Here is a 12496-nt window from a genome sequence, read left to right on the forward strand (position 1 = left end):
ATTGAGTTACTTAAAGTTAAAAGATATTTCACATTATTATTTTAATGAAAAACATTGTACGCACGCACTCGATCATATCTCACTTAGCATTGAAGAAGGTAGCTTCACCTCATTGCTAGGACCAAGTGGTTGTGGCAAAACAACTTTACTATCCATAATTGCTCAATTGCTTCAGCCGACTGAAGGTGACCTTCTTTTAGCCGGTCAACCTTTAATTGAGCAAAAAAACTTAATCGGTTATATGCTTCAACAGGATTATTTATTTCCATGGAAAACCATTATCGATAACGTCTGTATTGGTCCGAAAATACGTGGCGAGCTTAATGAAGCAAATCTTAATAAGGCAAAAAGCCTCTTAGCCAAAGTCGGTTTAGATCATGTAGCGAGCAAATATCCCGAGCAATTATCTGGCGGTATGCGACAGAGAGCTGCCTTAGCTCGCACTTTAATGACCGATCCAACTATCTTACTGCTTGATGAACCATTTTCTGCACTTGACTTTCAAACTAAGCTAGATTTAGAGGTTTTCATGATCGAAATGCTTACTACTTATCAGAAAACATCGATATTGGTGACGCATGATATTGGTGAGGCCATTGCTATGAGTGATCATATTTATTTAATGAAAACGAACCCAGGTGCCATTCATCTTCACATAAAAGTCCCTGATCAAGTTCGCAAGCTTTCTCCAATTGAAGCTCGAAAGCACCCCCTTTATCATGAGCTGTTTGATCAGATTTGGAAGGAGATGCATACCCTTGACAACCAAACCAAATAACACACATCCAAAGTACGTCGATTATCTTAGGAAACTAAAGCAGGAGAAGCGTCTAATAAAATATTGTCAAATCGCTATTTTTATTGGTTTTTTCTTACTTTGGGAGGTAAGCAGTCAGCTAAACTGGATCGATCCATTAATTTTCAGTTCTCCTTCTCGCGTGTTGCAACTCCTCTATCGTTATTTGCTGGACGGATCCTTATGGTTTCATATGCGTATCACTATTTTCGAGACATTAGCTGGCTTTTTAATTGGTACGATAGCGGGGATTCTACTCGCTTTCATGCTCTGGTACTCTAGGCGTTTTTCGGCAATTATTGATCCCTATCTCGTCGTTTTTAATGCCCTTCCAAAGGTTGCCCTTGGTCCTATTATTATTGTGGCGCTTGGCCCGGGATACGGCTCTATAATTACCATGGGGGCCATTATCTGTGTTATTGTAAGTGCTCTTGTTGTATACAGTGGCTTCGATGAGGTCGACCCGAACTATCTTAAAGTATTAACAAGCTTTGGATCAACGAAATGGCAAAATTTCAAAGAGGTCGTCTTACCTGGATCTCTTCCCACCATCATCTCAACTTTTAAAGTTAATGTGGGTCTATCGTGGGTCGGGGTGATCGTCGGAGAATTTTTAGTGGCATCAAAAGGTTTAGGCTATCTAATTGTTTATGGCTTCCAAGTTTTTAATTTCACCCTTGTCTTGTATAGCCTTGTTGTGATTGCTTTTCTAGCCGCAATTATGTATCAAGGCGTTGCTTATTTTGAAAAGTGGCTGCTAAAGAAACTCAGTTAATGGCTAAAGAATTTAAAGAATATGGCATGAATGATAATCCAATTAGCTCTTTTAAGTGAGCTAGTTGGATTTAAACTTAGTTTGAATGTTTAACAAGCTACGCCTTAGCACGTCATCCTTCATAATAAAGCTAAAGCGTTTATCATCCTCTATCTTGCTTGGAAGCTGCTTCAATACAATAGGACCTTCTGTTTCATAATAACTCTCTTGATCAAGTACTTGAGCGATCTTAGCATAATAAATATTTTTTACTATTGTTTCACTTTTACCCTTGACCATATACTGGCCGATATTATAAAGCTGATCAATTGTTGCTCCTGTTTCTTCTTTCACCTCTCGGATTGCGGCTTGCTCAGCTGTCTCACCAGTTTCTACTTTTCCACCAGGAAACTCTAATCCTCGACTCCGATGCTTAGTCAATAGCCAGTTATCCTGATAACGGCAAATCACAAAAACATGCTTAGGTTCCTGTGAAAAGGCGTTAGGTTGAAAAGAAAGCATCACTTCATTATTGTAATAATCTTTAAATTTATCCATCACCATCGCTACCTTCAAATAATTTCTAGAGGTCTTTCTTGTTCTGCTTCAGCCGGTGGATGGTCAATTTCTACAATCTCCCAGTCATCTCGATAAGCAAATGTTATTTCAATTTTATAAGTACCATACAAATCAAGATTAGCTTCTTGTGAAATCACCACTGTTCCATCTGGATAGTCAAATTGTTCATAGGATTGATCAGGAAGATACCATGGTGGTAATTCAGTTGGAACGATATAAAGTCCATCCTCTAATTCATCATAATAAAAATCCACATAGGGTGCAACCACTTCAGGTGAGGCGATACCATCAAAAAGCTTAATCAGTTCTGCTTTACTCGTTATCTCTAAAACTCGGTAATTTTGATCGGTCTCTTGTACAAGCATTTCCATAAATGCTGTTGTTTTTTCGTCAACTTTTTCTTTCGTTAACTTGGGTCTTGACGGTTCTTCCGCTTCGGTTGCATCTATCCATCTCATTTGGTTATAATCCTTCTCCACCATAGCTCGCTGGTAGTTGGTTAGCATACTAATATTTACTGTTTGATTGTTACTATTAAAAGTAAAGAGGAGGAATCCTGTAATCACCAGTAAAAATATCGTTAACCATCGCTCCATTTAATTGTCTCCTCACCGCAATTTGTTATTAATTTAACTTTTCCTCTTTATTCCCTAAGCTAAACATGTTTTTATATTACAACTTCTTAAAGTAATGGAATTCGGTCAATCGAGCTAGCTTTAAATGGCACATTAGCGGCTATGTCCGCCGATTTTATTTGCTCTTGCCTTTGCTTGACCGGCATCGAGTAATGAAGAAGCTCTCAAAATAGCAGTTAAACCATAACGCTCTTTTAATTGATCAATGGTATTGGCTAAATTTTCTTGAGCAATCGGGTCATCGAAGAAAGAAAGTTGTCTGGTTGTTTTTTCTACTAATTTCCCTAAAGATACACCTAGACCGCGGACAGGGTACCCTTGCCAATGTTTATCGAACAATGCCTCAGCTGCTTGATAAATATCATGACCGAGCTGTGTCGGTTCCGCTAGGGCGATCTGCCGATTAAAGCCCTGTTTAATATCAAAGCGGTTGCTTTGCACATTAACCGTTACTGTACTGCCTAAATACTGCTGCTGTCTTACACGACGAGCCACCTCTTCTGTCAGCTCCCTTAATACGATCTTAATATCTTGTGGGCTTTGATAATCACGAGGTAACGTCATATGATGACCAATCGCTTTTTGTTGCATATGTGTTCCCTTAACAACTGGACTGTTGTCAATACCATTTGCTAAACGCCAAAGGACTTCACCATTAATTCCCCAATGCTTACGTAACCATTTAACAGGATGGTTAGCCAAATTGCCAATCGTATGCAGGCCCATTCGTTGGAGATGCTGGTTCATGCGTCCACCAACACCGAATAAAGCTTTTACCGGGAGTGGCCAAAGTAGCTCTTTTAGATTCGCTGCATTTAACTCGGCAATCCCAGATTGATTTTTTTTAGCAAAGTTATCACAGGCCATTTTCGCTAATGCTTTATTAGGACCAATTCCTATTCGGGCTTTTACACCGAGAGTATCGATAATATCGTCATAAATAAGCTGGGCTAGCTCATCCTTTGTTCCAAATAAGTGCAAGCTATCTGTCACATCCACAAATTGCTCATCAACAGAATAAACCTCGACCCGATCAGAGAACTGCTCTAATAGCCTAGTAATTTGATCCGATAAGATCAGATATAGCTGCATATGTGGCCTTACCACCTCAAGATTAGGACATTTCGCCCGAGCTTGCCAAATTGGTTCAGCTGTCTTGACACCGGCCTTTTTAGCAATTGGACAAGCTGCTAAGACAATTCCACTACGTTGATCAGGATCGCCAGCAACAACGACAGGCTTATCAGCTAGTTCCGGATTCCTTACTTTTTCAACTGATGCATAGAAGGCTTGCATATCGACTAAAAAAATAACCCGTTCCATATCTTCACCTCATGGTATTCGAGCTTAGAGCTAGATTTCAAAAAATTACTTTAAAGTAATCACATCGCGAAACGTCGTTTTCCAAGTCTGACATTCGGTCAGCAGGAAAAACAGTTAACAAAAAAATGTGTCAACTTTCTAAATAATCTTTTTAAAATCGATTTCTCCTATAATATTCTTTTACAGTGTATTCCATTTCAACTTTTATCATACCGCTAAATAATGACTGTTCTTATTTTATGCGAACATAAGTTCTTGTACAAGCTGTAATATTTTCCACAGAAAATCTCAACTTCAAATCCGAAACGGTGGTAAAGGCAATATTCAAATATGGATCACTATGATTGATGTTAGCATGGCTTGAACTAATTGGTAGAAGTTGGGTGGAGAACATGGAGTTATATTTTCTAATGGAATCAAATGCGCCTTGGCGTATTTGTGCCCATGTTTTCGAGGCTTTGCTCGGTAAAATTCCGCTAAAAATCTGTGGCATCCGCCAGAGGCTTTTAACTTTATTCAGCCGGTATTTGCCCCCTCACTGAATGGAAGACAAATAGGCATTCATCTCAACACTTTTAGAAGTAGAGGACTTCTGCTGAATGAAGGTTAAAACAAAACTAGTCTTGGCAGAGGGGAGTATGTGAAAACACTCCGAACAAGCAAATTCTCACTTGTGACTGGCTGAAAGACTCCCACTATAAGAAATAAGGGAAGACTTTATTTCTAAGTGGGAGATCCAACAGTCAGTTTCACTTTATTTAAATTTTCTTCAGTCTTTAACAAGACTAACTGTTGCCAAGTTAGCATCTTATCCGTAAGCGACATCAGGTTTCCAGTCTTTTTAATTTTTATGAGGAGGCTTTTTCTTGATCAATAAATAAATAGCCCTTACCTCGTACAGTTCTAATGTAGCGCGGACTTTTCCGGGTTGGTTCAATCTTCTGTCGCAAACGACTAATAAAGACATCAATAATTCGATCGTTAAGCGTATGGGAGTCATTTGACAATGCATTTAATAACTCCAGTCGATCGACAATTCGTCCCTTATGTAAAAATAAATAATAAATTAACTCAAATTCTTTTTGAGTCAATTCCATTAATTGATTATCCTTATACAGGGCATAGTTGCGTGGATCAAGCATAAGATTACCATTACGCATGAAAGAATCCGTCTCTAAAAAATCTGATTCAGCTTTTCCGTTAGACGTCAACTCGCTCCGACGTAAAATGGCTTTTATTCGGGCCACTAGTTCTTTGATCCGATAAGGCTTTAATACAAAATCATCCGCACCTAATTCGAGTCCTAACGTGCATGTTAATTCATCATTATCTGATGATAATAATATAACGGGTAGCCAGTTATTTGGACCCTGTCTGATTTTTTTACATAATTCTAAGCCATCAATAGAGGTATCTAAATCAATTAACACAACGGTTAACGTTAACGTCGCGGCAAGGTTTAATGCCTCATCATTATCCTCTGTTTCCCAGGTAACAAAGCCATAACTATGGAATGCTTCTCTCAATTCTTTTCGTTGTAATTCGGAACGAGCGACGATTAATACGGTTTGACTCATTCAAACCCCTCCAAACATTGATCAGCTAACTAAGATTTCAATTTTATTATTTTATTATAAATGTTAAAATTTAAAGAATTTTAAATTGAATGTAAAACTTATGTAAAATATATCGTTAGCCTAATTCACAACAATAAAGTGAAACTTCGTTCAGTGGGGTTACGACGTATAGGATGTACTCGTGCAGACGTTGCGACACGACGTCGCTAACTTAGTCAGCTTACTCTCTCCCCCACTGAACGTTAGTTGAACCTATCGGACCGTTACTGGCTGTTGGATCTCCCACTTAGACATAACGTGTTCACTTATTTCTTGTAGTGGAAGTCTTACTGCCAGTTACACTGCGATAAATACATAGTTAGTAAGGTTGACCTTCTTAGCTCAAATAGCAAGCATCCCAACATACCAGAGTGAACAACTCAACGTCTTGACATTTCCATTCTTTCCGATCAGGCCTTATTTAAACTTGTAAGGATTATCGCTACAAAAATAAAAAGAGCTTAAATCATCAAAGATCTAAGCTCTGTATAAAGTGAAGCTTTGTTCAGTGGTTTTTTCCCATCCCCCACTGAAGGTTAGTTGAACCTATCGGGCCGTTACTGGCTGTTGGATCTCCCATTTAGTCATGACGTGTTCCCTTATTTCTTGTAGTGGGAGGCTTACTACCAGTTACACTGCGATAAATATTAATTAAATAAAGCCTGTTTTTGTTTAATCCAAGGCTTTAGCTTAACAAACAACGGAATAAACAAAGTCGATATGATCAAGCACTTGATTAAGTTAAATGGGACGATACCAACAAGAATTGTAGACAGCATCGCTTGGCTCGACATATCTCCCCATCCCATAATAGCACTATAGATAGGTAACAAGACAAAGTAATTTAAGAAGCCCATTGAAATAACCATAATCAGAGCCCCTATCACCAAACCTGGTATGAGGCTTTTATTTCCTTTAAAACGATGATAGAAAAGTGCAACTGGTACAACAAAGGTTACACCAGCAACAAAATTACCTAATACGCCAACTGGATCAGCAGCGCCAGTAAAGATTAAATAGAGAACGTTTTTGATTAGTTGGACAATAACACCAGCCATTGGTGAGAATATTAATGCCGCAAGCAAGGTAGGAACATCACCAAAATCAACCTTTAAGTAAGGTGGTAAAAAAGGTAATGGAAAATTTAAAAATAATAGTACCATGGCAATGGTGCCGAATAATGATAAAATAATCAGTTTTAATAGTTGTGAAGATCGTGTTGTTCGCTTGTTCATACTTATTCCTCCTTCATCTTTCGTCAAATCTAACTGCCGGGCTAACAAGCTTTCCCGTCAGATCGAAACGACCTTTGTACCGATTCTAATCTTACCTTGATGAAGGGAGAGTAACCTTATCTCTTGCAAAAAGTGAAACTTCGTTCAGTGGGGGGGCGACGCATAGAATTGTTAGTGCAGACGTTGCGAACTAGTCAGCTTTCCTATCCCCCACTAACGTTAGTTAAACCAATCGGCCGTTACTGGCTGTTGGATCTCCTACTATAACGTGTTCACTTATTTCTTGTAGCGGGAGGCTTACAAAAGCTCTTCGATGTGGCGAGTAAACGCAGCCCCAGCCAGTTCCACTGCGATAAAATAAAGAAATCCTAAAGCAATGGGGCTTTAGGATTTTAAAAGACATCAAGAAATAAACGGTGAGCTACACCAGTTACTCTTATCTTCTCCCATCCAGACTTTAACTGTCGGTCCCGGATTCACACCAGGTCCACCGCTTTACAGCGGGTCACGGACTTACAACCCAAAAGGCTGATTACCGTCGGTCGGGAATTACACCCTGCCCCGAAGATTGAATCGATATTTAATTATTTATAGTATAGTATAGACTTTTATGTTTGTGAAGGATTTTGCTTGAACTTTTTTCACAAGTTCACAGAATTGCCTTATATCGACTGAATCAAGCTTTTATCCACTAATCCTGTAACGGATTTAAACACTCCTTACCCGTCATAGTCGAAATCATCTCGACAAGTAAATCAATTTCCTCATTTATATCCTTAAGACTCACTGTCTCAACTGGTGAATGCATATAACGTAATGGAAGAGAAACTAAGCCAACTGGAACACCTTGACCTGTGAGACGCATTTTATCTGCATCCGTTCCCGTCATTCTTGGTGTAAGCTCATATTGAAGCTCAAGATTCAATTTCTTAGCTGCAGATTCTAATAGTGTATTGATTTTCCGATTGATCGGTGCTCCTTTAGCCAAAACTGGTCCATGTTCTAATTTAATATCCCCATATTTGTTACGATTGACGGTTGGATAATCAGTAGCAAAGGTCACATCACAGGCAATTGCCATGGTGGGACAGATTCCCGCTGCCGCAAAATAGGCACCTCCCATATTGGTTTCCTCATTAACTGTACTTGCTGCATAGACACCTACCTGTAATTTCTTTTTAGCAAGCTTCCGAATCACTTCTGCAACAATGAATGCACCTGTCCGATTATCGAGGCCACGCCCTGATAGATAGCGTTCCATCAACAGTTCAGGGCGACGGTCATAGACAGCTAAGTCACCAATTTGAACGTACTGCTCAATTTCTGCTTTTGTTTTTGCACCACAATCAATGAATAAATCCGCAACATCGAAGTCACCTTTTATCCCTCCATGATGTTGAGCGTTCACACCGATCACACCAGGCAATTCCTTGTTATTGTAACCTAATACCTTAACACGCATCCCTACTGCTGCTTTTGGGTTAATTCCACCCATCTTATCAAAAAACAAGAAGCCATTTTCATCAATACGATTAATAACTAAAGCTATTTCATCACAATGTCCAGCCAGTAAAACTTTAAATTCAGCGTCTTTGTTTAATACAGCAATGGCATTCCCTGCGTTATCTGTTATTATATCATCCGCAAATGCTTCAACATATTGCATCCATTTCTTCTGAATTGCCATCTCCATACTGGAAGGCGAAGGTGTTTGAAGTAATTCAAGCAAAAATTCTTGATTGTCTAATCTTGTCATTCATTTCATTCCTCTCTTTCATAAAACATTATCACTATTTTTTAGGGAAATACTATAAATGCGTGTTCAAAAACTACCCAATAAAAAAATACCGTTTTAAACGACGTTTCAAAATAGGCTAATGCGTTTAACGTTTTGAACAATTATCGAAAAATCAGATAAGGATGATGATTCAATTGATCACACGCCTCAAGTCTTATTATTTCCAGTTACCTATATTACTTAAAATTTTCGCAATTGGCTTAACCATCTTTAGCATATTCGGCTGGTTAATTCATCTGCTTGAACCAACTGTTTTTCCGACCGTTTTCGATGGTATTTGGTGGGCATTAGTTACAGGAGCAACAGTTGGATATGGTGATTTTGTCCCACATACCTTGCTTGGACGACTTTTAGCATTTGGCCTTATTTTAACTGGTGGTGGAGCAATTACCTTTTATATGGCCATGGTATCAGCAAGTACAATTAAATATGAGAAAAGACGAATAGCTGGGAAAACCGATTTTAATGGCAGTCAGCATCTCGTGGTCATTGGCTGGAACGAACGTTCAAGACAACTTATAACAAGAATACACCAAGCTGAGCCAGATTTAGCTATCGTATTGATTGACCAAACATTCTCCAAGCTACCAGCAAAGTATAGTTACCTTCATTTTATTAAAGGGGATCCCACGATTGAACCGACAATCTCCGCTGCTAATGGTCAAGTGGCTACTGCTGCAATTATCACAGCAGACCCTGGTAAAGATGAACGGTTAGCTGATCAAGCCAGTATCCTGACGACTATTGCTTTGAGGGGCTGTAATCCAACACTAACCATCACAACAGAGATTCTCACAGCGGATCAAGTCATAAACGCAAAACACGCTGGTGCGACAAAGATAATTGAAACCAATAAGGTCTTAGCTGAACTTTTCCAACAAGAGCTATGATCGCTTTTTAGCTATATCTTACTTTAGTATGTTCTTTTTGATCAAAAGAAGTATTTGAAAAATGTCTGACCTTTCTTATCTTTTAGGATCTTATCAAAAAGAGGCTAATAATGGGTATAGCCATCATAAGCCTCCTTCTTAATTATAAGCGTTTTTCTAATTCTTCTTTTTCCTTTTCAAAACCTGGTTTCCCAAGTAATGCAAACATATTTTTCTTGTATGCCTCTACACCTGGCTGATCAAACGGATTAACACCAAGTAAGTAACCACTAATGGCACATGCCTTTTCAAAGAAATACACGATATAACCAAATGTGTAGGCATCTAATTTCGGCAAGTGGACAATTAAGTTCGGTACTTGACCGTCCGTATGAGCAAGCATCGTTCCTTGGTAGGCTTTTTCATTAACAAAATTAACGGTCTCACCTGCAAGATAATTTAAGCCATCAAGATCAAGATCTTCCTTCTCTAAGGTAATGTCATGCTTAGGTGCTTCAACGTGTAAAACTGTTTCAAAAATATCACGGCGACCTTCTTGAACATATTGACCTAATGAATGAAGGTCTGTTGAGAAGTTAGCGGATGAAGGATAAATTCCTTTAAAGTCTTTTCCTTCACTTTCACCAAATAATTGCTTCCACCATTCTGCAAAATATTGTAGTGCAGGCTCATAGTTAATGAGCATTTCAATCGTTTTGCCTTTGTTGTGTAAAATATTTCGAACAGCTGCATATTGGTAAGCAGGGTTTTTAGATAAGTCAGCTTCACTTAGCTCAACCTGAGCTTTTGCGGCCCCTGTCATCATTGTGTCAATATCCACACCGCTTACAGCTATTGGAAGCAACCCAACAGCAGTTAGCACTGAATAACGTCCACCAACATCATCTGGGATAACAAAGCTTTCGTAACCTTGTTCAACGGCTAATGTTTTTAAAGCACCTTTAGCTTGGTCGGTTGTAGCATAAATACGTTGTCTTGCTTCCTCTACACCATATTTATCTTCCAAGAACTTACGGAAAATACGAAAGGCAATAGCAGGCTCTGTTGTGGTACCACTTTTTGAAATAACGTTAATTGAAACATCTTTGTCTTCTAATAAGTCAAACAGATCTTTCATATAAGTGGAACTAATGCTGTTCCCAACAAAGATAACCTGTGGTGTTTGACGCTTGTCCTTAGGCAAAATATTATAAAAAGAATGATTTAACATCTCAATTGCAGCACGAGCTCCTAGATAAGAACCGCCAATACCGATTACGAGTAAAATATCTGAATCAGCCTTAATCTTTTCAGCCGATTTTTTGATCCGTGCAAACTCTTCTTTATCATATTGTTCTGGGAGATCAACCCAACCAAGGAAGTCATTCCCTGCACCCGTTTTATTATGTATCATATCATGCGCTAATTTGACAGGCTCTTTCAAATAATCCAGTTCATGCTGGCTAAAGAAGTCTAAAGCTTTGTCGTATTCAAAACGTACATGTGTCATGTGACAACCTCCAATTTTTAAAAATTATCTATCCTTTTAAAGATACCTAATACGGTCAGTTAAATCAAGTAAGAACTACAAAAAGGACCGATTAGCATATGAGTTTAAAGGCGGAAATCAGACAGATTCCTGATGAATATTTTTGCTTGAATTGCCTAAACTAAAAGCGCAAGACATAAATATGAGGAGGATGACCATGAATGCACTTGAAAGAACTGCACTTGTGTTAATTATCATTGGTGCAATAAATTGGGGTTTAATTGGTTTATTTCAATTTGATTTGGTTGCTGCTATCTTTGGCGGTGGCTTACAATCAGGTGCTTTTGCAAGATTCATCTACACCCTTGTTGGTATTAGTGGTTTAATTTGCTTAAGTATTTTATTTAAACCAAATCAAGAACTCGAAGAAGAACACTCCTATCAACCACAAAGCTAAACTCTAACTCCTATCTAATTAAGCAAAAAGGCAGCGATAACATTAGCGTTATCCTGCCTCTCTCCTTTTCACCACAAAGTCAATTAACATTAACCCAAAAATCACCTTCTCCATCTAGGGTCTATGAAGCAGCTCTATGGAAATCACCTCTACATAGTCTAAAATGAGGATAAGCCAAGGCTTATCCTCATGATTGGACAATTTCATTTTATTTTTTTTGTTCAGATTGTTTAAGCCATTCATTCAGTTTATCTTTTAACGTATTAAAGCCTTGTTCAGACTGCGCTGCCTTTGGCTGCTTTGGTTTCTTTGGCTCTGTCGTTGACTTAGGTGGTTCTTCTGTTGCACGAATCGATAAAGAATATTTGTTTGCCTCTTCATCGATTGAAAGGATTTTTACCTTAACTTCATCACCAACTGCTAGAAAATCATTGATCTCTTTCACAAATCCATGTGTAACTTCTGAAATATGAACCAATCCTTGAACTTGATCATCTAATGCTACAAATGCACCATATGGCTGCACACCTGTTACCTTTCCTGTTAAAATCTGTCCTTCTGTAAATTTCTCTGACATAATAACAACTCCTATTCTTTATTGACAAATCGAAACCCATTTCTTCTGGTCATTGATTCACCGATACATTTTATACACAATTATTAATTTTAGCATAGCCTTACTTAACTATACAAGTAAAAATAAAGTGAAACTCGTTCAGCGGGGGTTTCGACGAATAATTGCGACACGACGTCGCGACTTAGTCAGCTCTCCCCCCATTGAACGTTAGTTGAACCAATCGGGCCGTCACTGGCTGTTGAGTCTCCCACTTTATTTCTTGAAGCGGGAGGCTTACAAAAGCCCTTCGATGAGGCGAGTAATCGCAGCCCCAGCCAGTTACGCTGCGATAAATGTACCTGACAATTATCGCGATTACTACAACAATA

At 38.6% G+C, this 12496-nt stretch carries 12 protein-coding genes and 1 riboswitch; of the genes, 4 read left to right on the top strand and 8 right to left on the bottom strand.

From position 1 onward, the window contains the following. Position 1: 1 nt before the first annotated feature. Together ASE01S_RS09780 and ASE01S_RS09785 are read left to right on the top strand one after the other, a co-directional pair. On the top strand, positions 2-778 hold the full coding sequence (locus tag ASE01S_RS09780; RefSeq protein ID WP_067841563.1) for an ABC transporter ATP-binding protein: 777 nt from the start codon (positions 2-4) through the stop codon (positions 776-778). Further along, positions 759-1571 carry an ABC transporter permease gene (locus ASE01S_RS09785; RefSeq protein ID WP_067841566.1) on the top strand — a complete coding sequence of 271 codons (813 nt, stop codon included), beginning with the start codon at positions 759-761 and terminating at the stop codon, positions 1569-1571. The genes ASE01S_RS09780 and ASE01S_RS09785 overlap by 20 nt, the downstream gene beginning before the upstream one ends. Before the next feature lie 60 nt (positions 1572-1631). Here ASE01S_RS09785 and ytkD read toward each other — a convergent pair whose 3' ends face one another. The 6 genes from ytkD to ASE01S_RS09815 all read right to left on the bottom strand — a co-directional run bounded on the left by ytkD (position 1632) and on the right by ASE01S_RS09815 (position 8694). Continuing rightward, entirely contained in the window at positions 1632-2108 is a 477-nt protein-coding gene (gene ytkD, locus ASE01S_RS09790; RefSeq protein WP_067841568.1) for an RNA deprotection pyrophosphohydrolase, read from the bottom strand. Between the two features lie 14 nt (positions 2109-2122). After that, positions 2123-2725 (bottom strand): hypothetical protein, encoded by a 603-nt coding sequence (locus tag ASE01S_RS09795; RefSeq protein ID WP_067841570.1) that lies wholly within the window; start codon positions 2723-2725, stop codon positions 2123-2125. Positions 2726-2857: 132 nt separating this feature from the next. After that, the gene (locus tag ASE01S_RS09800) at positions 2858-4087 is read right to left on the bottom strand and encodes a DNA polymerase IV (protein ID WP_067841572.1); all 1230 of its coding nucleotides are present in this window, start codon (positions 4085-4087) and stop codon (positions 2858-2860) included. Between the two features lie 848 nt (positions 4088-4935). Next, positions 4936-5664: a response regulator transcription factor gene (locus ASE01S_RS09805; RefSeq protein WP_067841574.1), complete on the bottom strand. Its 729-nt coding sequence runs from the start codon at positions 5662-5664 to the stop codon at positions 4936-4938. A gap of 686 nt (positions 5665-6350) precedes the next feature. After that, a complete protein-coding gene (locus ASE01S_RS09810) occupies positions 6351-6938 on the bottom strand; it encodes an ECF transporter S component (RefSeq protein ID WP_067841576.1) in 588 nt (195 codons plus the stop codon). Between the two features lie 434 nt (positions 6939-7372). Next, a riboswitch (FMN riboswitch) is annotated at positions 7373-7511 on the bottom strand. A gap of 118 nt (positions 7512-7629) precedes the next feature. Next, the gene (locus tag ASE01S_RS09815) at positions 7630-8694 is read right to left on the bottom strand and encodes a M20/M25/M40 family metallo-hydrolase (RefSeq protein ID WP_067841578.1); all 1065 of its coding nucleotides are present in this window, start codon (positions 8692-8694) and stop codon (positions 7630-7632) included. Between the two features lie 167 nt (positions 8695-8861). Between ASE01S_RS09815 and ASE01S_RS09820 the strand changes: the two genes are divergently transcribed. Next, a complete protein-coding gene (locus ASE01S_RS09820) occupies positions 8862-9626 on the top strand; it encodes a potassium channel family protein (protein ID WP_245630355.1) in 765 nt (254 codons plus the stop codon). A gap of 142 nt (positions 9627-9768) precedes the next feature. On the opposite strand, the gene ASE01S_RS09825 is transcribed toward ASE01S_RS09820, so the two are convergent. Further along, on the bottom strand, positions 9769-11115 hold the full coding sequence (locus ASE01S_RS09825) for a glucose-6-phosphate isomerase (RefSeq protein WP_067841581.1): 1347 nt from the start codon (positions 11113-11115) through the stop codon (positions 9769-9771). 196 nt (positions 11116-11311) lie between these two features. Here ASE01S_RS09825 and ASE01S_RS09830 point away from each other — a divergent pair, with 196 nt between their 5' ends. Next, positions 11312-11551, top strand: coding sequence for a DUF378 domain-containing protein (locus ASE01S_RS09830; protein WP_067841583.1), 240 nt, complete (start codon positions 11312-11314; stop codon positions 11549-11551). A gap of 208 nt (positions 11552-11759) precedes the next feature. Here the strand turns inward: ASE01S_RS09830 and yugI are convergent, their stop codons facing one another. After that, complete coding sequence (gene yugI / locus ASE01S_RS09835) at positions 11760-12128, bottom strand: S1 domain-containing post-transcriptional regulator GSP13 (protein WP_067841584.1); 369 nt, start codon at positions 12126-12128, stop codon at positions 11760-11762. Positions 12129-12496: the final 368 nt, after the last annotated feature.

This window comes from Amphibacillus sediminis NBRC 103570, assembly GCF_001552275.1.
GTDB classification, from domain to species: Bacteria; Bacillota; Bacilli; order Bacillales; family Amphibacillaceae; genus Amphibacillus_B; species Amphibacillus_B sediminis.

Bases quoted from the DNA above. Each gene is read 5' to 3' on its own strand.
- ASE01S_RS09825 (WP_067841581.1), bottom strand. From the start codon at position 11,115: ATGACACATGTACGTTTTGAATACGACAAAGCTTTAGACTTCTTTAGC.
- ASE01S_RS09800 (WP_067841572.1), bottom strand. From the start codon at position 4,087: ATGGAACGGGTTATTTTTTTAGTCGATATGCAAGCCTTCTATGCATCA.
- ASE01S_RS09810 (WP_067841576.1), bottom strand. From the start codon at position 6,938: ATGAACAAGCGAACAACACGATCTTCACAACTATTAAAACTGATTATT.
- ASE01S_RS09805 (WP_067841574.1), bottom strand. From the start codon at position 5,664: ATGAGTCAAACCGTATTAATCGTCGCTCGTTCCGAATTACAACGAAAA.
- yugI (WP_067841584.1), bottom strand. From the start codon at position 12,128: ATGTCAGAGAAATTTACAGAAGGACAGATTTTAACAGGAAAGGTAACA.
- ASE01S_RS09830 (WP_067841583.1), top strand. From the start codon at position 11,312: ATGAATGCACTTGAAAGAACTGCACTTGTGTTAATTATCATTGGTGCA.
- ytkD (WP_067841568.1), bottom strand. From the start codon at position 2,108: ATGGATAAATTTAAAGATTATTACAATAATGAAGTGATGCTTTCTTTT.
- ASE01S_RS09795 (WP_067841570.1), bottom strand. From the start codon at position 2,725: ATGGAGCGATGGTTAACGATATTTTTACTGGTGATTACAGGATTCCTC.
- ASE01S_RS09815 (WP_067841578.1), bottom strand. From the start codon at position 8,694: ATGACAAGATTAGACAATCAAGAATTTTTGCTTGAATTACTTCAAACA.
- ASE01S_RS09820 (WP_245630355.1), top strand. From the start codon at position 8,862: ATGATTCAATTGATCACACGCCTCAAGTCTTATTATTTCCAGTTACCT.